This is a genomic window from Brevibacillus sp. AG, assembly GCF_028369215.1.
Taxonomy (GTDB): domain Bacteria; phylum Bacillota; class Bacilli; order Brevibacillales; family Brevibacillaceae; genus Brevibacillus; species Brevibacillus porteri.
Genome location: NZ_JAQMYO010000008.1, coordinates 145,540 through 166,232 on the forward strand (window position 1 = coordinate 145,540; position 20,693 = coordinate 166,232).

At 49.4% G+C, this 20,693-nt stretch carries 18 protein-coding genes; 3 read left to right on the top strand and 15 right to left on the bottom strand.

The genetic code is table 11. The annotated features are described in order from the left end of the window. The first annotated feature begins 20 nt into the window (after positions 1-20). Positions 21-467, top strand: a complete 447-nt coding sequence (locus POF51_RS21775) for an acetyltransferase (protein WP_069850635.1) — start codon at positions 21-23, stop codon at positions 465-467. A gap of 272 nt (positions 468-739) precedes the next feature. On the opposite strand, the gene POF51_RS21780 is transcribed toward POF51_RS21775, so the two are convergent. The 5 genes from POF51_RS21780 to POF51_RS21800 all read right to left on the bottom strand — a co-directional run bounded on the left by POF51_RS21780 (position 740) and on the right by POF51_RS21800 (position 4,922). Continuing rightward, the gene (locus tag POF51_RS21780) at positions 740-901 is read right to left on the bottom strand and encodes a hypothetical protein (protein WP_167403182.1); all 162 of its coding nucleotides are present in this window, start codon (positions 899-901) and stop codon (positions 740-742) included. A gap of 2 nt (positions 902-903) precedes the next feature. Further along, positions 904-1,464 carry a MauE/DoxX family redox-associated membrane protein gene (locus POF51_RS21785; RefSeq protein WP_271756047.1) on the bottom strand — a complete coding sequence of 187 codons (561 nt, stop codon included), beginning with the start codon at positions 1,462-1,464 and terminating at the stop codon, positions 904-906. A gap of 15 nt (positions 1,465-1,479) precedes the next feature. Further along, positions 1,480-3,264, bottom strand: a complete 1,785-nt coding sequence (locus POF51_RS21790; protein ID WP_069850640.1) for an ABC transporter ATP-binding protein — start codon at positions 3,262-3,264, stop codon at positions 1,480-1,482. Further along, positions 3,261-3,794 (bottom strand): TlpA family protein disulfide reductase, encoded by a 534-nt coding sequence (locus tag POF51_RS21795; RefSeq protein WP_271756050.1) that lies wholly within the window; start codon positions 3,792-3,794, stop codon positions 3,261-3,263. Before POF51_RS21795 ends, POF51_RS21790 begins: the two co-directional genes overlap by 4 nt. Before the next feature lie 210 nt (positions 3,795-4,004). Continuing rightward, entirely contained in the window at positions 4,005-4,922 is a 918-nt protein-coding gene (locus POF51_RS21800) for a PhzF family phenazine biosynthesis protein (protein WP_069850645.1), read from the bottom strand. Between the two features lie 127 nt (positions 4,923-5,049). Here POF51_RS21800 and POF51_RS21805 point away from each other — a divergent pair, with 127 nt between their 5' ends. Both POF51_RS21805 and POF51_RS21810 read left to right on the top strand, forming a co-directional pair. Next, positions 5,050-5,919, top strand: a complete 870-nt coding sequence (locus tag POF51_RS21805) for a LysR family transcriptional regulator (RefSeq protein WP_069850647.1) — start codon at positions 5,050-5,052, stop codon at positions 5,917-5,919. An 18-nt stretch (positions 5,920-5,937) separates the two neighbouring features. Continuing rightward, complete coding sequence (locus tag POF51_RS21810; protein ID WP_069850649.1) at positions 5,938-6,315, top strand: DUF3899 domain-containing protein; 378 nt, start codon at positions 5,938-5,940, stop codon at positions 6,313-6,315. A gap of 51 nt (positions 6,316-6,366) precedes the next feature. Here the strand turns inward: POF51_RS21810 and POF51_RS21815 are convergent, their stop codons facing one another. The 10 genes from POF51_RS21815 to gmd all read right to left on the bottom strand — a co-directional run bounded on the left by POF51_RS21815 (position 6,367) and on the right by gmd (position 20,559). Further along, on the bottom strand, positions 6,367-7,317 hold the full coding sequence (locus POF51_RS21815) for an ABC transporter ATP-binding protein (RefSeq protein WP_069850652.1): 951 nt from the start codon (positions 7,315-7,317) through the stop codon (positions 6,367-6,369). Continuing rightward, positions 7,314-8,336 (bottom strand): ABC transporter ATP-binding protein, encoded by a 1,023-nt coding sequence (locus POF51_RS21820; protein WP_069850654.1) that lies wholly within the window; start codon positions 8,334-8,336, stop codon positions 7,314-7,316. Before POF51_RS21820 ends, POF51_RS21815 begins: the two co-directional genes overlap by 4 nt. A gap of 20 nt (positions 8,337-8,356) precedes the next feature. Continuing rightward, on the bottom strand, positions 8,357-9,292 hold the full coding sequence (locus POF51_RS21825) for an ABC transporter permease (RefSeq protein ID WP_170831626.1): 936 nt from the start codon (positions 9,290-9,292) through the stop codon (positions 8,357-8,359). A gap of 9 nt (positions 9,293-9,301) precedes the next feature. After that, complete coding sequence (locus POF51_RS21830; protein WP_069850659.1) at positions 9,302-10,234, bottom strand: ABC transporter permease; 933 nt, start codon at positions 10,232-10,234, stop codon at positions 9,302-9,304. Between the two features lie 15 nt (positions 10,235-10,249). Further along, a complete protein-coding gene (pepV, locus tag POF51_RS21835; RefSeq protein WP_069850661.1) occupies positions 10,250-11,683 on the bottom strand; it encodes a dipeptidase PepV in 1,434 nt (477 codons plus the stop codon). Then, positions 11,680-13,755 carry a sigma-54 interaction domain-containing protein gene (locus POF51_RS21840; RefSeq protein ID WP_069850663.1) on the bottom strand — a complete coding sequence of 692 codons (2,076 nt, stop codon included), beginning with the start codon at positions 13,753-13,755 and terminating at the stop codon, positions 11,680-11,682. The genes pepV and POF51_RS21840 overlap by 4 nt, the downstream gene beginning before the upstream one ends. 76 nt (positions 13,756-13,831) lie before the next feature. Continuing rightward, positions 13,832-15,496 (bottom strand): peptide ABC transporter substrate-binding protein, encoded by a 1,665-nt coding sequence (locus POF51_RS21845; protein WP_069850665.1) that lies wholly within the window; start codon positions 15,494-15,496, stop codon positions 13,832-13,834. Positions 15,497-15,577: 81 nt separating this feature from the next. Next, positions 15,578-16,603 carry an asparaginase gene (locus tag POF51_RS21850; protein WP_271756055.1) on the bottom strand — a complete coding sequence of 342 codons (1,026 nt, stop codon included), beginning with the start codon at positions 16,601-16,603 and terminating at the stop codon, positions 15,578-15,580. A gap of 364 nt (positions 16,604-16,967) precedes the next feature. Then, positions 16,968-19,436, bottom strand: coding sequence for an HYR domain-containing protein (locus POF51_RS21855; protein WP_271756057.1), 2,469 nt, complete (start codon positions 19,434-19,436; stop codon positions 16,968-16,970). Between the two features lie 154 nt (positions 19,437-19,590). Next, positions 19,591-20,559: a GDP-mannose 4,6-dehydratase gene (gene gmd / locus POF51_RS21860; protein WP_271756058.1), complete on the bottom strand. Its 969-nt coding sequence runs from the start codon at positions 20,557-20,559 to the stop codon at positions 19,591-19,593. Between the last annotated feature and the right edge of the window lie 134 nt (positions 20,560-20,693).

The following is a 20,693-nucleotide window of genomic DNA, read 5'->3' on the forward strand; positions in this document are numbered from 1 at the left end:
TTTGAATCGGGAGGTTCATCATGGATAAAAAAATTGTCATTTATGAAGACATCTATCGGGATCAATTAGTGGATATTTGGTATCGTGCTGTTTGCCATACTCACCATTTTTTGACGCAAGAAGATATTGAGTTTTATAAAAACATGGTAAAAAATGAAGCACTATCTGCCGTTGAGGTATGGATGGAAGTAAACGAAAAGAAAGAGCCTGTAGGCTTTATTGGCCTCGATGGAACGAAAATTGAAATGCTGTTCGTTGATCCAGAATACCACGGAAAAGGGATTGGCAGCAGATTACTCGAACATGCGGAACGCAAGTATGGCCCTAATCTGAAAGTAGATGTCAACGAGCAAAACGAAGGGGCTCACGCTTTCTACAAACGGTATGGGTTTGTGCAAACAGGACGATCTGAACTGGATGGTTCGGGAAGGCCGTTTCCTTTGCTTCATTTGGATTTACAACGTTAATTTTCGTTTGTTCAAAAAACAAGACTGTCTCCTGTAGTAGAATTCTCTACTTGCGAGACAGTCTTGCTCTACTTATTTGCCTGAAAAACTACCAAGGGCATTCACACAAAGGGCCATTTCTTACGCACCCTTTTTGGCATCCTGCAAACGCACTTGCTCCGAGCTTTTGAAGTAATTTCTTGAACATGCTTATCACCTCTTTTTTACATAATCTGTATCCACAGGAATATAATACAATACTTATATGAAAATTGAAAGCGTTTTCTGAAATTTCAAGAAGTAATATTTTTGTCGCTTCTTCTACTATTCTCTTCTGCTGCTTCCATTTTGTTAATGAATGTCCCGAGTACCTTTAATACTTGAAACAGGACAACCAAAATCGCAATGACCGTCACCCATAATACCGCAAACCCAATCACCCAGCCTGTAGACATGTTCATCCCTGCCTTTTTCGCAAAATATGTTGGAACGTACTGATTTCTCCGCTAATAGCCATGAGCAGTGAGATGCACACACTCGAAAAGAAGATAGCGATTACCCAGTTAGCAATTCCGAAATTGCCAGATAATAAATAATGGTCAACACTCGCCCAGCCCCCGCTCCATTGACCTACATAGACGGCCATACTGATGAATACAAGGTTACGTAAAACGAGCTTCCACGATAAAAAATGGTTTCCCGCCATTCCGCCGCATCCGCATGAAATCTTCTTTCTGCCTCTTGCTAGATTGATACTTATCGCAAGTGTGTACGCCCCCAGCAACAAAACCGCCAAGGACAGTCCCAGCGTTGTAAAAAGACCGATCAACAAGGAAATCGCTACAGCGGCTTGCAGCACCAGATCCATATACGTAAAGCTTTTTGACCACGAATAAGGTATGATCTGATAGGCGCGCACAATGGACAAATGCATGCCCATATCGCTTATTTTTGATACAAACGTGCTGAGAAATAAAAAGGCGAGAATCAGCCGAAACAGCAGACCAAGCTCTTCCATAACACCCCTCCTACGTTACGCAAACCATTTCGCCTGCATGCGGTACATACGCGAATATTCTCCGTTTGCATCCATTAGCTCATCATGATGCCCTACTTCGATCAGCTGACCTTGCTTCATGACAAAAATCCGATCCGCCATTCGTGCTGCAGCCATCCGATGGGAAATAAAAATCGCCGTCTTGTTCTGTGTGAGAGAATCAAACTGCTGAAATACTTCCAGCTCTGCCTGCGGATCAAGTGCAGCCGTAGGCTCGTCCAGAATAAAAATTTCTCCTCTTCTGTATAAAGCCCGCGCCAACGCGATCTTCTGCCACTGTCCGCCTGACAGGTCTTCGCCGTCCTGTAGCGTCCGACCCAAAATCGTATCGTATCCACTGGGAAGCTTGCGAATAAAGGTATCTGCACCGGTTTCAACCGCTACTTGCCTCATCTGCGCGGGATTGATTTCCTGCGTCACTCTCCCAATGGTGATGTTCTCTCCAGCAGTGAAATTGTACCGAATGAAGTCTTGGAAAATGACCGTAATATTTCGTTGCAGGTCGGAAATATCGAGCTCATGAATCGACTGTTTGTCGAACAGAATATTACCCGAATGGATCGGATAAAGCCCCATTAAGCATTTGACGAGCGTCGTTTTTCCTGAGCCATTATCGCCAACAATCGCAATACGCTCCCCCGGCTTGATCGTAAAGGAAACTTCATTGATCACATTGCGCTCCATTTTGGGATAGCAAAACGAAACCCGATCAAACGTAATACCAGATTGCAGCTTCGTGGGAAACTCAGCTTTTCCAGTGAGCTGCGGAATCGTTTTATCCTCATATTCCAGAAAGTCAAACAGATCAGCGATGTACAAGCATCTGTTGACGATATGTGCGAGGTTAAAGGTCATGAGCGAAAGTAGCTGCTGCGTATTCTGTACCGCTTGTGCAATGGCTACAAAATCCCCTACCTTCAGGGCGCTCGCACGAAGTAGCGATACGACCAATCCCAAGCAGCCAATATACATCGAGGAGGTAAAAATCCCTGAGAGAATCAGTGCTTTTTCCCTGCGGTGGAGCAGACGAAGTACCTCTTTCATATTTTTCAAATACAGGCGAGACCATCTGCCTAGCAAAAAGTCCTTTAGCTGAAACAGTCGGACCTCTTTGGAGCTGTCGCGCTCATTCAGGATTGAACTGATATAAGAAGCTTCGCGTATCTCTGGCGTCTGGAGCCTTGCGAGAAAGTATTCCGACATACCAAATTTGATTTGGACAATGAGCAGCGGAATCACGGCTAGCAAGCTCATCACTGCCAATCCCCAGTGAATGCTAAGCAAAAACACCGCATAGGAAATCAGAGTAATCAGATTTTTCCCGAGATCCAACACCCTTTCCACTGGGTCCAGAAAGCGTTCCCCCATTGCCTCTGCCCGGATGCGGTGATGGTGATTGTAAAATTCCGGATCATCGAAATAAGAGAGCGGAACAGATGCTGCCTTCTTTGCTACCATATGCTCCAAATGATATTCCAGTCGTTGCTCCGTATGGGCATCGAGAATGCGCAAGACCGTTTCCAACGCATTGGTCACCAGCGTCACGGAAAACAATCCCGCAAGCAGCCATAGCAATGGCTGGTAATTATCCGTCTGATCTAACGCAATGGCTGTAACCTCGTTCACCATTTCTTTCATGATCCAGATCGTAGCCAACGGGGAAAATGCCAGGATGATTCTGAGGGCAATGGAACAAATGAGCCATAGCTTGCCATGTGCCCAAATCAATCGAACCGTTTTTGTAAAATAGGAACGCGTCATACTGCCTCACCTGCTAGCGCCAGGAGCTTATTTTTGGTTTCCACGGCGGTTATTGGTTTGGCACGAATGACGTCCTGTTCGTCGATCACAAAAACGCTTGGGAAATGATTGATCTGGTAGGTTTCAAGCATCGGTTCGTTGCCAATCAATACAGGGATGCCGGATATGTTGTTTTCTCGCAGCCATTGGGCAGTCGATATGTGCTCGGATTCTGTTGAGATGATAACGGATGCATCTGTGAGTACCCCTCCCTCTGACAATAGTTCGTGCACATGATTGGCACAGTGCCCGCAGCCTGTATGTGTGAAGTTTACGATCAGTGGGCGGGGCAAATGGTTTAGTTGTTGCTCTTGGCCGTTTAGCGTGCGGAAAGGTAGTGATTGTAGTTTGGTGCCGATTGCTGGTCCTGTTTCCGGGATGAAAGGGTGGAAGTGATGGACCTGACTCTGGGTTTGTTTTAATAGGGTGAGAAGTTTTGCCAATATAAAGGCAAAGAAAAGTAGAAAGATCATGTTTAAGGCTATGAGCAAATCTATCGATCCCCTTCCATGCGACTCGAGATAATACGAGAGGCGTAACATATTTTTACAGAGAAAATACCATAATATTCTAGTTTTGTCATTGTTTTATGTTTCAAATATGTTTGTTGGTAGAAAAGATTTTGGTGAGAAAAAGAAACCCCAAACAAGTATTTTACTACTCGCTTGAGGTTTAACTCTTTTTTGCATACATCATAATCTCTATTTCTGTCTCGATTGTGTTAACCCACATATCTGCCCCGCAATCGTCAAATGCGCCTCACCTGCTACACGAATAACAGGCTCCTCTCCAGATCGATCAACCGTTACATACAGCTTTCCTGGTCGACCAATCGCATGTCCTTGCCCTACGACAAGCTGTGTCACTTTTCCAGCAGGCAGTCTTTCTTCCAATGCCAGATAGCCAGCCAGTGCCCCGTTTGCAGCACCTGTTACGGGATCTTCCGCAATTCCGATCGCAGGCGCAAAATCCCTCGTATACAAGTCATAGCCTTCTTGAGCATCCCACGTAAACAAATGGGTGGTTGTGATGCTGTGTTCCCTGTTCATTTCTGCGAGCGTTGAGAGCAGTGGCTGCGCTGCATCAATCGCCTGTCGGGTGCGGACTGGAACGAGTAGATGCATATTGCCAGTGGAAGCGAGCTTCATCGGATAGCGATCGTCCAGATCAGCAGGTGTTATACCTACCAGCCTCGCTACCTCTTCTCTGTCTAAATCAATCTCCTTCACAGAAGGCTTGATTTGGGTCATTTCCACTCGCTGTAACTGACCATCTTCCATCACCAATTGAACAGGTATCAACCCGACGTTGGTCTCAAACACAATACGGCTACCCTTTTCCAACCATCCGCGCTCTGTTGCCAATAGCCAAGCAGAACCCACTGTCGCATGGCCGCAGAAATTGATCTCAACCGAAGGAGAAAAGTAGCGAATACGAAAATCTGCTTCTGGATGGTCAGACGGCATCAAAAATGCAGACTCAGGAAGATTCAACTCATTGGCAATTTTCTGCATTTGTTGTAAAGTCAAAGTACCTGCTTCCGGGATGACGCCTGCGGGATTGCCTGCAAATGGCTCTCTCGTAAAGGCGTCCACATGGTATACGCTCACATGATTCATGGTTATTTCTCTCCTTTTGTTAAACGAATGCTTCTCTTGCTTTTCATCTTAAAGTGATGCAACCGCGCTGTAAAATGAAGCTTTCGCATACCAACCATGATAAAAACTTCATGAAAGGAGGAGCTCCATGACTTTGTTTCAAATGGAAGTCCTTGTGGCTGTCACGAACGCTGGTAATTTCACGCGAGCTGGAGAACAAATCGGATTGAGCCAGTCAGGAGTGAGTCATACCATCGGCGCACTGGAGAAAGAGCTTGGTATTTCCTTGTTCATCCGAAATCGTGGCGGTGTTAAGCTGACCGCAGCTGGCGAAAAAATCGTCGCCTCTGCTCGGACCATATTGGAAAACGTCTCGTTGATTAAACAGGTAGCTGCCGAATCAAGCGAGCATTTGGAGGCAACGCTCCGTATTGCTTCTTTTCCCAGCGTAACCGCTCAGCTCCTGCCAAAATTGCTGAAGTCCATACAGAGTCGCTATCCGCATATGCAAACAAAGCTATATGAAGGAAGCTATCAAGAAATAAAAGAATGGGTTCGCTCTGGGGTTGTCGATGTCGGTTTTCATGTGTGGCCCGATGACGAGCTAGAGGGAATTCTACTGATGACAGACGCCCTGCATGCTGTCGTGCCAGCCCATCATCCTCTGGCAAAAGAGCCCTCTCTTACCTTGGAGCAATTAGCCAGCGAATCGTTTCTCATGCCCATGGCTGGTTGTCACTTGTTGATAGGCGCGGAGTTTGCCAAGACTGGGCTTACGCCAAATGTTTCCTATGAAATCGCGGATAATACAACGATACTCGCAATGGTAGAAAGCGGTGTTGGGGTGACAGTCGTTCCGTCACTGACTCTACCAGCGCAACTACCCGATGTCGCTGTCATAGAAATCACACCGCCTCTCTCTCGCCAAATCGGCTTGGCTGTACGCTCGCTTCGTGAAGCCCCACCTGCCGTTCGAGCTTTTTTGCGGGAAGCAGAGCGCATTGCACCCACACTATAAAAAGGACGTGCTTCTTCGTTGAAAAAATGGCTCATTCTACTACTCGCTCTCTCGGTGATCAGCAGTGTGATTTTAGGAATTACCATTCAAGCAGGTACGTTGGTTCCATTGATTAACCAGAGCTTTTTAATCGGTCTTTTCCTATTGATCGTTGGGAGTATTGCCGTCGTTACACGCTCTGGATTTTTCACTATATTTCTACGGGGATTCAAACAGCTGAAAGGGATGTTCTTTCGCAAGCCGCGCATGATGGACAGTGACATCGTTCAGGCAAACGACTTTGCTTTCGAGGAAAAGAAAGAGTCATTCGTGCGAGTCGGAACCTCGCTTTTTCTCACGTCGGGCACTGGACTGATTGTCTTCTCGATCATTCTTACCTGTTTCTACTATTTATAATCTCACGAGAAAGGGCTGTCCCACCGATCGGGAACAGCCCTTCTTCCTCTCTTACGACTCTATCAAATGACAAGCCAGCCAATGCCCGGGCTGCGCCTCCTGCCACTTCGGCACTTCTTCCGCACAGCGAGGTTGTACGAGTGGGCAGCGTGTACGAAAACCACAACCACTCGGCTTGTTGGCTGGACTCGGCAAATCTCCCTGCAAAACGATACGCTCCCGCTTCACCGTCGGGTCAGGCACTGGCACAGAAGAAAGCAACGCCTGCGTATAGGGGTGCAACGGACGAGTGTACAGCTCATAGCTCGATGCAAGCTCGACCATTTTTCCCAAATACATGACGCCAATCCTGTTGGAAATATGTTTGACCATGGACAGATCATGTGCGATGAACAAATAGGTCAATCCGCGATCATGCTGCAAATCCTCTAATAAATTGACGACTTGCGCTTGAATCGAGACGTCGAGTGCGGAGATCGGCTCATCAGCAATGATAAATTCCGGTTCCACTGCCAACGCCCGCGCGATTCCGATCCGTTGGCGCTGTCCCCCACTGAATTCATGCGGAAAGCGCTGCGCATGATCCTTATGCAAGCCCACTAGATGGAGCAGTTCCGCCACACGCTCTCGTCTCATCCCGCGATTCAAATGATGGATGTCCAAACCCTCTGCAATGATATCCTCCACGGTCATACGCGGGTTCAGACTGGCTTGCGGGTCCTGAAAAATCATCTGGGCATCCCGATTGAACTGCCCCGCTTCTTTTCCCCGAAGCTGATGAACATTCTTCCCTTTGAACAGCACTTCCCCATCTGTATGATCATATAGGCGAATAATGGTCCGACCTAACGTAGACTTCCCGCAGCCACTTTCGCCGACCAGACCGAACGTCTCCCCTTTGTTGATCGTAAACGAAACACCATCGACTGCTTTCAAATCAAATCCCGTTCCAAGCGAAAAATACTTCTTCAAATCGCGAACATCAAGCAAAGCTTCTGTCATATTCCCTGCCTCCCTGCTGCCACCAGCTCCTCTATTCGCGGTGCCCGCGGATCGTGGAGCCAGCAAACTGCCTGATGTCCACGCCCGAATTCGCTCGTCACGGGCATCTGCTGTTCGCATATCTCCATCGCAAAATCACAGCGGGCAGCAAACGGACAGCCGACGGGCGGATTGAACAAATCTGGAGGGCTGCCTTCGATGGGAACCAGCCGTTGCTTTTCACCTTCATCCAGACGAGGGAGGGAGCGCATCAGTCCCCATGTATACGGGTGACGAGGATTTGCAAAAACGTCCTCAACCGTCCCAGTCTCTACCACCATTCCTGCATACATGACAACCATGCGATGAGCGATCTCGGCTACGACTCCCAAATCATGGGTAATAATCACAACCGACAACTCCTGTTCCTCTTGCAGTCGCTTGAGCAAATCCAAAATTTGCGCCTGAATCGTCACATCCAGTGCTGTCGTCGGCTCATCAGCAATCACCAGCTTGGGTTGGCAAGCAAGAGCAATCGCAATGACCACACGCTGACGCATCCCTCCGCTGAATTGGTGCGGGTACTGATCGATTCGCTTTTCCGGATCGGGAATTCCTACGAGTGAAAGCATCTCTATCGCTCGCTTTCGCGCTTCCTCTCGCGATACTTGGTGGCTGCGAACGAACCCCTCTACGATTTGTGTCCCTACCTTCATCGTCGGATTGAGCGCTGTCATCGGGTCTTGAAACACCATGCCGATCTGCGTTCCGCGAATACCCAGCAGCTCTTTTTTGGGCAGGTGACTGATTTGGGCTCCTTCAAATACAACCTTTCCCTCGACGATTTTTCCAGGTGGATTCGGAATTAATCCCATGATCGCTTGAGCCGTAACGCTCTTGCCACATCCACTCTCGCCTACGATGGCAACCGTCTCCCCTTTGTCCACGTAAAAGGACACTCCCCGCACGGCTTGAACCTCACCACCATACGTCTTGAAATTCACCCGCAAGTTATCGATTGTCAGCAAATGCTGATTCATCCTCATTCCCCCTGTCGTCTCTAATCGCGTAGACGTGGATCAAGTGCATCCTGCAAACCGTCACCGAATACGTTGAAGGCGAACATCGTCAGCGAGATCATCAATGCCGGGAAAAAAAGTCGCCACCAATCACCCGTCAAAATAACGCCCAAACCATCGTTTGTCATCGTCCCCCAACTGGCGACGGGAGCTTGTACACCGAGTCCAAGAAAACTGAGAAAAGATTCCGCAAAAATCGCCGATGGAATCGTAAAGGTCAAATTGACGATTATGACGCCAAATGTGTTGGGAATCAGATGCTTGAGCAAAATCCGTGAAAACTTCGCTCCCAGTACTTGGGCAGCCAGAATGAACTCTTGATGTTTCAATTGCAGGATTTGTCCGCGCACCAACCGCGCCATGCCGACCCAACCAGTAGCAGAAAGAGCAATAATAATCGTCAGCATTCCCGGTTCCATCACGACCATGAGCAAAATGACGACCAGTAAATACGGCAACCCATACAAAATCTCGATAATACGCATGATGATCGTATCGATGCGATCCCCTCGTTTGCCTCGCCCTGCCATATAACCTGCAATTCCCCCGACTGTCACTCCGATGACCAGGTCGATCAATGCTGCGACAATGCCAATCGTCAAAGAAATCCTCGCCCCGTACCACGTACGGGCAAACATGTCACGTCCTAGCTCATCCGTACCGAACCAATGCTCCGCGGAGATTTCCTGATTTTTGGTCAGCAAGCTCTGGTCGGAATAACTATACGGCACGAGATTCGGTCCAATAATCGCCATGCCAACCAAAGCGAGAATAATGAACAGCCCAAGCATAGCCAGCTTGTTTTTCAACAGCTTCCGAATGACCTGCTGCCCATTGCTGAGACTGGGTCGTGCAATGACATTCGCCTGCGTATTTTTCGCCAACGGGCGAAATAACGGGTCCACTTTGTGCTCCATCGCCACAGTTTATCTCTCCTTGTTGGTCAGCTTGATCCGGGGATCAATCAGGGTGTATGCGATATCAATCAGGAAAATGGTAAAAATCAGAATCGCACTGTAAAAAATAGTCGTACCCAAAATGACCGGATAGTCACGGTTGAAAATACCGTCTACGAAATACTTGCCAATGCCGGGAATCGCAAAGATTTTCTCCACGACAAAGGTCCCCGTTATCAAACTGGCAATCAAAGGTCCGAGAAAGGTGACAACAGGCAGAATCGCATTGCGAATTCCATGTCTGACGACGATGATAAACATGGGAATACCCTTTGCTTCTGCTGTTCGAATGTAGTTCTGGTTCATGACTTCAATCATGCTGGCACGCATGTAGCGGGTAATGACCGCAACTGGACCAAAGGCGAGCGCCAGTGAAGGCAGTATTGTATGCAGCCAGGTCCCCCATGTCGCAACGGGAAAGAGCGGCAGCTTGATCGCGAAAAAATTGATCAGAAGCGGTGCCATAATGAAGCTCGGGATCGCTACCCCCAACACAGCAAGCGCCATGGCAACGTAGTCCAGCCATTTGTTGCGATTGAGTGCTGCGATGATTCCCAACGAAATTCCGAAAAGGAGTGCAATCCCGATCGCTTGCGCACCCAACCACGCAGATGCACCAAAGCCATCGGAAATCATGTCATTGACTCCACGAGAGTCTGATTTGATGGATGGGCCCAGGTCGAGCATTAACAGATTTTTCAGATATAAAACATATTGAACAGGCAACGGCTCGTCCAAGTTGTATTTGGCACGTAAATTATTGAGAATTTGCTCTGGCAGCTGATCCGACTCGGAGGCAAACGGGTTCCCCGGAATGGCATGCATCAAGGCAAACGTCAGCGTCACGATAATCCACAGAGTGACGAACATCATCAAAATACGTTTTACGAGATAGTTTGACATGGAAGTCCTCCTCGTTTACTTAGCCAGCTCGTAAATGGCATGCGCGTAAATCGCCATGGCACGCAGCAGGTCGTCAATCTCGGCATATTCATCAGTCAGATGGGCCATGGATTCCTTGCCTGGAAAGAGCGGGCCGAATGCAACACCATACGGCATGATTTTGGCATAAGTTGCTCCTCCTGAGGAAAGAAGGGTCGCTGGCTCTCCCGTGTGCTCCTCGTACACCCGCGACAAGGTTTGGATCACAGGATGATCTTTTGGCACATAATGCGACTTGGATGTTCGCAAATCGGCAATCGTCCAATCCAGCTCTGCCGTCCTTTGCTTCAATTTCTCAACGTATTCCTCACAGGAAACAGTCGCTGGATAACGGATATTGAGCCGAACTGTCCCCCCTTCGCTGGAATCGTAACGCAAAATTCCCGCGTTGACCGTCAGCTTGCCTGACACTTCATCCTCGCAAGCCATATGTAGATGGTGAGCAAAATAATCTTCATGCAGGACGTCAGACAACATCGTAAGAAAGGACAAGCAGGAGCCACCAAACGGGTACGAGCGCAAAAAAGTAGCCAACAAGGTTCCCGCATTCACGCCCTGGAATGGCGCCATCCCATGAGCCGGCTTTCCTGCGAGCGTGAATTGCAATTGTCCCAGCCCTACCAGTTCCATACGACCAGTTGTGTGGTTTTCATTCAGAAACATTTCCCATTCTTCCGCCAATCGAGAAAGGACGACCTCCTGCCGTGCCCGAGAGTCCAGTCGTACAAGAGCGACTGCTTTTTCAGGAACACTGTTGCCTTGATCACCGGAGACAAATGACGCTAATTGCCATGCTCCATTTCGTTCGATTGGTTCGATCACTGGAATCGTCAATGTCGGGTTGATCTGTCCCTTCTCGGCATTTGTCATCGGGAAGGAGGAATCAGGTGAAAAGCCAATCGGCGGGATGCGATCATACTCGGCAAAATGCTTCATGCACAGCCAGCCGCTCTCTTCATCTGTTCCGATGATCATTCGCACACGTTTTGTCAGTGGCAAACCTGAATCCTTGACCATCTTCAACGCGTAGTACGCAGCCATCGCTGGGCCTTTGTCATCAATCGCTCCACGCGCATAGATGCGACCATCTCGAATGCTCGGTTCAAAAGGCGGGGTCGTCCAACCTTCTCCCACAGTGACCACATCGATATGAACGAGCACACCGATCTCTTCTTCCCCGTCGCCGAACTCGATTGTCCCTGCGTAACCATCCAGGTTTTTGATCTGGAAGCCATCCAGCTCACCGCGTACGAGCATTGTTTCAAGCGCTGCGGCAACACCTTCGCCAAATGGCTTTCCATCTTTTGCAGTCATCATATCTTCGATGCTGTTAATGGAAAGAAAGGATTTCAAATCATCCAGGTACTGCTCTCTTTGCAGAAGCGCTTGCTGCCGCCAGTAATCGCTCATATGCGTTCCCCTGCTTTCATCCGATGTAGATAGGCAAGAAACGATTCGCCTTTCGAGGAAATCTGACTCCCTTGTCTTCCTTTTCCCACTTGAATCAGCTCATCCTGCTGCAAAAGCTTCAGGCGATAGCGCAGCTGTTGCAAGGTAACCGAGTGGCCTCTTTCTTGTAACTGCGCAAGTAGCGTATAGCGTCCACCGCTTCCTTGCCCCAGCTCCTGCAAAATAGCCGTGATTTCATCCAGAAATCCTCGTTTTTTATATTCAGTGACGATGATTTCACATTCCTTGTTTAGACCATCTACAGGCAACGGCGCTTCCGGTATTTCCCGCAGAAACGGCAAATGATACGGATACGCTTCATCCTCGACGACGTGTGCTAAATACTCAATCACATTTTCGAGCTCGCGAATATTTCCAGGCCAATCGTACTCATGGAGCGCCCGCATGGCTTCATTGGTCAACGTAAACGGTGGGCGGCGCAAATCATAGGAATATTTCTTCATAAATTGATGGGCCAACCACGGGATATCCTCCCGTCTGTTTCGCAGCGGTGGCAAATGAATCGGCAAGATATTCAGACGATAATACAAATCAGCACGGAAGGCTCCTTCCGCAATCATCCGCTGCAAATCTTGATTCGTTGCTGCGATGACGCGAATATCTGTCGGGATGATCTTGCTGCCGCCTACGCGCATAATCTGGCGTTCTTGCAATACACGCAGCAGTCTGTTTTGAATAGCCGCGCTGGCATCTCCGATCTCATCAAGAAAAATGGTCCCTTTGTGGGCCAATTCAAACCAGCCGATATGTCCACCTTTGCGCGCTCCGGTAAAAGCCCCTTCTTCATAGCCGAACAGCTCGCTTTCCAAAAGAGATTCCGATATGGCAGCGAAGTTGACCCCGACAAACGGCTCTCTTCTGCGTGGCGAAGCGTTGTGGATAGCCTGGGCGAGCAATTCCTTCCCTGTCCCTGTCTCTCCCAACAACAGCACGGTGGAGTTGCTTCTTGCGATTTTGCGGGCAATCTGAATCACTTTTTGTACAGGCACGCTCTCCCCATAGAAATCATCAAATTGGTACTTGGCTACCAATCCTTTGCTGTAAAGGCGCATGCGATAATCGTGCTCCAGCTTTTCAATTTCTGCAGCCTGACGAAACAAAAGCAGACTCCCGAGAAAGCTTCCTTCCATGACGATGTGCATTTTGCGGAAAAAGTAGGTTTTGTTCGCCCAATCTACCAAAACATCTTTGTTCTCTTCACACTGCCGGATCAACTGATAAAAATTCGCAGGCAAGCAATTGGACGCCCGCTCACCGACGACTTCATTCCCTTCCAACTGCAACGTATCGATTGCTTTCTGATTGACAAAACGGATGTTTTCTTTTTCATCCATGGCAATCACCGCGTCCTCGATCCGATTGACGATGGCCTCCAAATATTTACTCAACAGATGCGCATGCTGAATTTCGTTGTTTAGCTCTTTGGTGATATCGACCAACGATTGCATGGCGCGTGCGGTCACCTTTTGAAAATTGCCGTTTTTAAAATGAGAGTAGATGGCAAGCCACGTAGATAAATCGATGATCCGATACCCGATATCGACAACTTTGCGAATATGCGGGGGGACATGCTCTGCCTCTCCTGGCGTTACAGCAATCTCGATGTCAGGTGGATAGTCAGCACCTGGATAGTAGGGATACAGTTCAAAATCCATCCCAGAGGCACGCAGCAATTCCACATTTTCTTCAGCAGTCTCTTTGGTGTCACTGACGAGAAGCACTTTCACGCCTTTCGGAATTTCCAGCATGCCGCGCAAATTATGGTATGGCAGCATTCGCTTGGCAATGATGATGCTGGATTCTTTTGGCACATACGTTTGTACAAGTGGGACAATGCTTTTGGTGGATACAATGACGAGGGCACCAGGCGTGATCGGGCGTAACGGAAGCTGGTCGACTCGCATCGCCTCGACATGGATATCATCGCCGATCCCCAATTCATGATACTGACTAACGACGGACTGTAGAAACTCATCCATTCTTGCAATAAATATGATCGATTTTTTGTCCATATCAGCCGCTCCAAGATGTAAAGTGAAGACAAGAACGTTTCGAATATTCACTCTTGTCTTCAACTTATTTTACTTATTACTTATTGCCGATTTCTACCCATTTGTAGTCAATCGTACCAACTGGATGGCGAACGATGCCTTTTATGTTTGGCTGCTCCATAAATACTTTTGTCCCGAAATAGATAGGTACGAGTGGCATATCATCCATGAAAATTTTCTCCGCGTCATGCATGAGCTTGAAGCGCTCTGTTTCGTCGGCAGTGTTGCGAATCTTCTCTACCAGTGCGTCATACTCTTTGTTGCTGTAGTTGACACGGTTTCCAGGATGGTCAGTCACAAACAGCTCCAGGTAATTGACCGGGTCTCCGTAGTCAGCAGGGATCGTCGAGCGGGAGAATTGAAGACTGCGGGCACGCTGTTCAGCCAGGAATACTTTCCACTCTTTGTTTTCCAGCTTCACATCTACCCCGAGATTTTTCTTGTACATTTCCTGCAAAACTTGCGCGATGGCCTTGTGCGCATCACTGGTGTTATACGTCATGGTGACAGGCGGGAGGGTCGTCCACCCTTCTTCCTCCATCCCTTTTTTCAGCAGTGCTTTTGCTTGCTCTACATCTTTATCCTTGAAGAAATCCCCACCCTTTGTGCGGAAATCCGCTCCGTCTGGCTCTGGGAAGCCTAATGGCACGTGAGCCATGGCAGGTGTCTGTTTCCCTTGCACGACATTGTCGATCAAGGTCTTGCGATCGATGGCCAGCGCAAATGCTTTCCGAATGTTGGCGTTAGTGAATGGAGGCATTGTCGTGTTCATCCGGTAGTAGTAGATGGACGCTTCCGTTTCTACCTTTGCTTCCCCAGAATCGATCAACTGTTTCTTCATATCATTGGGAACGGTCTGGATCATGTCGAGCTGACCTGTTTTGTACATTTGGAATTGCGTATTTTCATCGTTGACCATGACAAACTCGATTCCCGCATATTTGATCGAATCACGGTCCCAGTAGCCGTCGTTTTTCACCAGCTTCACTGATTGGTCATGAACCCAATCTTCCATTTTAAACGGTCCATTCGTCACGATGCTTGCAGCGCCTTCCGCCCATTTTGGATTGCTCTCCACGACTTTTTTATTCACCGGGAAGAAGGTCGGCTGCGTCAGAATGTGGAGAAAGTAACCTGTTGGCGCCTTCAGCTTTACCTCAAACGTCTTCTCGTCTACGGCTTTTACCTGTACGCCGTCTGCATTTCCTGTTCCTTTGTTGAACGCTTCTGCTCCATCGATGTAATAGGCGAGGAAAGCAGACGGGAATGCATTGTTCGGATCGACAATGCGTTTAAACGCAAACTCGAAATCCTGCGCTGTCACTGATTCACCATTCGACCATTTGCTATCGCGCAGTGTAAAGGTATACGTTTTCCCATCCTCACTCACTGCCCATTTCTCGGCCATGGCTGCTTGCGGCTTGTGATCCTTGTCCAGTCGAACCAAGCCTTCCATTGTGGCATTCAACACTTCGTTTGAAGTACTGTCAAAGCCTTTTGGTGGATCGAGCGAAGGTGGTTCCGTCTTCAGATTGAGCTTGAGTTTTGCAGCGACATTGGCTTGTCCACCTGTATCTGTGGACGCTTGACCTGCTGTACCTCCCCCTGCTGGCGGCGTTGCCGACTGACTACAACCGGTAATGGCAAGAACAGTGACAAGTGCAGCGGTACTAAGCAGCTTCCATCCTTTTCGCATGTTCATTGCATGTGACCCCCTTTTCTTTTTTAAACAACAATTAGCCTTTGTTGCTTTATGAATAAACGGCACTGCTGGGAATGCCATTTATACACGTAAAGAAAAATCTGTCTTGGCGAGACTAAAGGATGTCTCGATCCGTCCAACAACGTTACCACTCATGTTTGTAATGGGCGGGTTTGTATATTCCGCGAGCGTTTCCAAAGGACCGTCCATGCCGATTCCCAGTTGACGAAGCACTTCATTGACGACCGGATTGATCGCCCGTGGTCCTCCATCCTCAATTTTGATGGCAATGCCCCATCCTGTTTCTCTATCGCCCAGGCAGTACACGGACTCGGCGCCTGCCTTCCCTACGATACGACCGCCAAAGGCTGTCATGAGGTCTGTGCAATATCGATTCTCGCCTCCGACCATTTCGGGATGAGCGGTCATAGCATCCGTAATTCGCTGAACGGCTTTTCGTCGCTCGGTATTCTCGATCACCTCTGGTCTTGCCAGCTTGGCGAATGCCCACGCGTAATGGACGAGCGGCAATTGATGGACGGGAACCCCACATCCATCTGTCCCGAGGTTGATTTTGTCTTTGGGGTAGCCTGTTATGTCTTCGACTACATCAAGAATCCGCTGCTGCACTGGATGCGTAGGCAAATGATAGGTAGTCACGTCCTCCCCCATATGTGTCGCGGTGGCAATCATGCCGGAGTGCTTACCGGAGCAATTCGAGAATACAGGTGTAAGCGGCTTGCCCTCTCGAATCAGCTGTTTGTAGCTCTCCTCATGACGTGGCACATGTGTCCCGCATTGCAATGTCGCTTCTGGCTGACCTGCTCGGGTAAGCATAGAGAGCGCACGTGCGCGATGGCGTGGCTCTCCACTATGAGAAGCGCAACAGAGCGAAAGATCAGCCGGCTCAAAACCATACCGATCTGCCGTCCCCGTCTCGATTACTGGAATCGTCTGCAACGGCTTCATACTGGAGCGTGCATATGTAAGGCGATGGGGATCACCGTACGAATAGAGCAATGTCCCCTGCGAATCAACGACTGCGATATGTCCGAGATGTGAGCTCTCTACCTGTTCTCCCCGGTATACGTTGGCAACGACGTTCATAGCAAGTCTCCTTTGAGTACTAAAGTTTGAATGTTTGTACTTTTCTAACTAAGCAAAGATTGTGCCAATAACTGAAAAAAGTACGTAACAGGCGGAGTTTGGCTATTTTCCAGAGAAAAGGATCAGCCCTTTCCCTAGAATGGAACAAGAACAGGCTAACTCATTACCGGAAATAGGTTCGCCTTAAATAGTAACAGGGTGACATTTCCATTTTCATTTCAAAACGGAGTACGATCAGATTACTGCCATCAGCCTATGAGCCACCGCGTTTTAGCAGAAAGTTTTATATGTGCAACAAAAAAGAGAGACGTTCCCTATGAAACGTCCCTCCTTGACTCTTGTTGTGATCCTACTTTGACAGCACCTAATCCTGACTCGGGAAGATCGAGGGGCATTGTCGAGGAAAACCGAAAGACGGACAACGGAAAGAGGGGGTAGGAGTAGGAGCAGGGATGTTATTTGGACGCGGCGAGCAAAATTTCCCCAGCACCTCCATTTTGACTTCCGCATGTACCTGAATCTCCTTGCAGATGATCACTTCCAATTCCACCCTTCCACCAAGCAAAAAGTGCTCATTCGGTGTACACTCGATACCTGTGATCCGGCAGGTGATATTGTTTTCGTCCAAAGGCTCAGGCAAGCATAGGATAACTTCATCGTCGAACATGACCACGACCGGGAATTCGAATAAAAAATCACCGTTCGCGAAGACGCGGAGTAGGACAGTTGCTTGGAAAACAAACTGTACCATACCTGCCAGAAAAGTCGTTTGATTGACCGTCATCTGTACTCTGCGAACGTTGACAATGCTGCAGGAAAAATCGGAGACAGACTTCGTGTGTGAGCGTTGAAAGAGCGGAAATGGCGGAGGGACGACAGGCTCTATGCATTGAATAGAGATGTCCTGACCAGATTGTATGGCTTCATCAACCAACGGAATGAACTCGTCAGGGACGGATACCTTGCTCCGTTCTCGATTCGTAGAGACTACCCAGTCATATACCTCTTGGACCATGATGCATCTAGCCTCCAGATTGTTCGGGATCGGAGGCGTGGCGGTTGGAAATACGTCCGTAACTGTAACGGTAAACGAGCAGGATCTCGTATTTCCAGCCGCATCCGTTGCCGTGCACGTCACCACTGTCATTCCCCGCGGAAACGCCATGGTCTCAACCACTTCAGCTACAGGTAAGGAAGGGAAATTGTGAACGACGCCGGACGGACTGCAGGAAATCGAAACGATGCCGCAACTAGGACTTGTCGCTGTTACCATGTACGTTACTGTGCCGAAATCCACACCTGGTTCCGTACCGGTGCTCATATCAGGGGGACATGTGATGGTCGGGGGTTCGACGAAAGGAAAACTGATGATGACCTGACCATTGCCAAGCCCAATCCTTGTCAAGTTAAGCTGATTGCTCCCCCCGTTGAATGAGCCACCTCCTCCACCGAGCCCAGCGACTAGAGGAAACAAGGGATCTAATCCGTTTCCGCCTCCGCCTCCACTAAAGCCTCCACCGCCTCCACCGCCACTATCTCCGCCGCCGCCTCCTCCTCCAAAACCGCCAGTTCCGCCGCCGCCGTCGGGTGCTCCACCCGCGCCACCGGCATTGATCGCGGTTCCGCCGCCGCCTCCACCTGGGGAGGAAAAACCATTTCCAACAATGCCTGCTCCACCGCCGCCTCCATCGTCTGGCGCTCCCGCACCACCGCCTAACCCATTGATCCCTCCAGCTGCGCCAGGCGCTCCGGCCGTTCCGCTTGTGGTGAGCACTGCATCCCTTCCAGGCAGTAAATTGGCTTCGCCGCCTCCTCCACCCGCTGCTACGAGCAGATTGGCTGCTGTCACCGGATTTGCAGTCCGCCATACAAATGTACCGCCACCGCCGCTATGACTACCTCCCTGTCCTCCAACCAAGACGGTCAATACTTCACCGGGCGTGACGGAAAAATCCCCCTGAATGAACGCTCCTCTGCCAAAATCAAACAACCCTCCGCCTCTCGCCCCTACTGCCTGAATCGTTAATGAAGTAACGCAAGGAGGGACAACAAAGGTCTGAAGCTCGCCTGTAAAATTGAGTGTAGCAGCCGCAAACGTGATGACCACGATACCATCGCCTGTTCCCACACCGGAAACGTTTTTCTGATTGAGTCCGGCATTAAAGGAACCACCGCCTCCACCGCCTCCGAATGATTCCACAAGGTTTGTACCGCCTCCACCTCCACCGCCGCTGTATCCTCCACCGCCTCCGCCCCCTGCGCTCCCTGCCCCGCCGCCACCAAAACCTCCAGTACCTCCCCCGGCACCCCCAGCATTAATAGCGGTTCCTCCAATGGCACCCGTGGAGCCGTTGGCACCGTTTCCAATGATACCTGCTCCTCCAGCACCTCCTCCCCCAACAAACCCGCTGCCCCCTCCACCTCCGAGGCCATTCACTCCCCCTGCGCCACCTAATGCCTCATTTCCAGCTTGACCCGATATACTCGACGCATTCGCATCGCCGCCTGTGGAGCCTTGAGTACCGCCACCTCCACCTCCTGCTGCAATAAGAATGTTGGCGGCAGTAACGGGACTCGTCGTGCGCCAAACAAATGATCCGCCGCCTCCACCACCTGCAGTTAAGTCATCGCCACCACCTGCTCCGCCTACGAGGATAGATAATACCTCGCCGGGTGTCACAGGAAAGTCGCCCTGAATATACGCCCCCCTCCCTCCAGTTGTGAGTCCGTCACCGCCTCGGGCACCTAGCGCCCGGATCGTCAACGAGGTAACCGTTGGAGGGACGATAAAGGTTTGAATGGCGCCCGTAAAAGCAAAGTTCTGTGTTGGCATTGCCCACCATTCCTTTCCAAGCATGGTTATACACACATAATTGCCCACTCCTATATATATGTGTTGACTGTAGATACGGCATAGGCAAAAGAATAGAAAAAGACGTCCCGTAGGCAGGACGCCTCGTCACTCGGTCATAGACCTTTTGATGCCGCTATGCTTTTACCACCCGCTGCATATCCGCTTCGACCATCATATGAATAAGCTTTTCCAGCTGCGTTTTCGGTGTCCAGCCGAGCTCTCTTTTCGCTTTTTCCGGATTGCCCAACAAAATGTCCACTTCTGCTGGCCGATACAATTCCGGGTCGATCACGACGTAATCTAGGTAGTTCAACCCAACATAATCGAAGGCGATTTTGCACATCTCTTCCACCGTCGAAGTTTTGCCTGTCGCAATGACATAGTCATCCGGCTTATCCTGCTGGAGCATCAGCCACATCGCTTCTACGAAATCGCCCGCAAAGCCCCAATCCCGCTTCGCCTGAATATTCCCCATCCGCAGTTCCTTTTGCTTGTTCGCGGCAATTCTTGCGACAGCATGTGTCACTTTCCTCGTTACAAATTCCAGCCCCCGCAAAGGTGATTCATGATTGAATAAAATCCCGTTTGTGCTAAACATCTGAAAGCTTTCCCGATAGTTTTTGGTCATCCAGTAGCCAAACAGCTTGGAGACTGCATATGGGCTTCTTGGGTAAAAAGGCGTTTGCTCCGATTGCTGTGGCTCCTGGATTAATCCGTACAGCTCACTTGATGAAGCCTGATACATTTTGATTGCGGGGTCCGTTTCCCGAATCGCCTCCAGTACATGCAGGACACCCATTCCAGTTACTTGCGCGGTCAAAATAGGCTGCTCCCACGACGAACCGACAAAGCTCTGCGCTCCTAAATGATACACTTCCGCTGGTTTACATGCCTTCAGTGCACGCGTCAACGACGACACATCCAATAGATCGCCATCCTTGTACTCTACGTGATCTGCGATGTTCAAATACTCCAGCCGCCACCTGTCCACCGTGCTACGGCGTGGTACCAGTCCTACCACATGGTACCCCTTCTCAAGCAAAAATTTTGCCAGGTAAGCGCCGTCCTGACCTGTGATTCCTGTAAGGAAAGCTGTTTTCATCCGCTACTACTCCCCTTCTTCAGGCTGTACTGTAATATCATTCCGGTAAGTACCCTTGAGCATCTCTTAAGCTTATGCCGGACCATGTTCATACGTTCAGTTGTCAGGGTGAGGGTCAAGAATAAAAGTCCGTA

Bases quoted from the DNA above. Each gene is read 5' to 3' on its own strand.
- pepV (WP_069850661.1), bottom strand. From the start codon at position 11,683: ATGAGCGATTACTGGCGGCAGCAAGCGCTTCTGCAAAGAGAGCAGTAC.
- POF51_RS21785 (WP_271756047.1), bottom strand. From the start codon at position 1,464: ATGGAAGAGCTTGGTCTGCTGTTTCGGCTGATTCTCGCCTTTTTATTT.
- POF51_RS21825 (WP_170831626.1), bottom strand. From the start codon at position 9,292: ATGGAGCACAAAGTGGACCCGTTATTTCGCCCGTTGGCGAAAAATACG.
- POF51_RS21845 (WP_069850665.1), bottom strand. From the start codon at position 15,496: ATGAACATGCGAAAAGGATGGAAGCTGCTTAGTACCGCTGCACTTGTC.
- POF51_RS21820 (WP_069850654.1), bottom strand. From the start codon at position 8,336: ATGAATCAGCATTTGCTGACAATCGATAACTTGCGGGTGAATTTCAAG.
- POF51_RS21800 (WP_069850645.1), bottom strand. From the start codon at position 4,922: ATGAATCATGTGAGCGTATACCATGTGGACGCCTTTACGAGAGAGCCA.
- POF51_RS21780 (WP_167403182.1), bottom strand. From the start codon at position 901: ATGTCTACAGGCTGGGTGATTGGGTTTGCGGTATTATGGGTGACGGTC.
- POF51_RS21850 (WP_271756055.1), bottom strand. From the start codon at position 16,603: ATGAACGTCGTTGCCAACGTATACCGGGGAGAACAGGTAGAGAGCTCA.
- POF51_RS21775 (WP_069850635.1), top strand. From the start codon at position 21: ATGGATAAAAAAATTGTCATTTATGAAGACATCTATCGGGATCAATTA.
- POF51_RS21840 (WP_069850663.1), bottom strand. From the start codon at position 13,755: ATGGACAAAAAATCGATCATATTTATTGCAAGAATGGATGAGTTTCTA.
- POF51_RS21815 (WP_069850652.1), bottom strand. From the start codon at position 7,317: ATGACAGAAGCTTTGCTTGATGTTCGCGATTTGAAGAAGTATTTTTCG.
- POF51_RS21805 (WP_069850647.1), top strand. From the start codon at position 5,050: ATGACTTTGTTTCAAATGGAAGTCCTTGTGGCTGTCACGAACGCTGGT.
- POF51_RS21790 (WP_069850640.1), bottom strand. From the start codon at position 3,264: ATGACGCGTTCCTATTTTACAAAAACGGTTCGATTGATTTGGGCACAT.
- gmd (WP_271756058.1), bottom strand. From the start codon at position 20,559: ATGAAAACAGCTTTCCTTACAGGAATCACAGGTCAGGACGGCGCTTAC.
- POF51_RS21855 (WP_271756057.1), bottom strand. From the start codon at position 19,436: ATGCCAACACAGAACTTTGCTTTTACGGGCGCCATTCAAACCTTTATC.
- POF51_RS21830 (WP_069850659.1), bottom strand. From the start codon at position 10,234: ATGTCAAACTATCTCGTAAAACGTATTTTGATGATGTTCGTCACTCTG.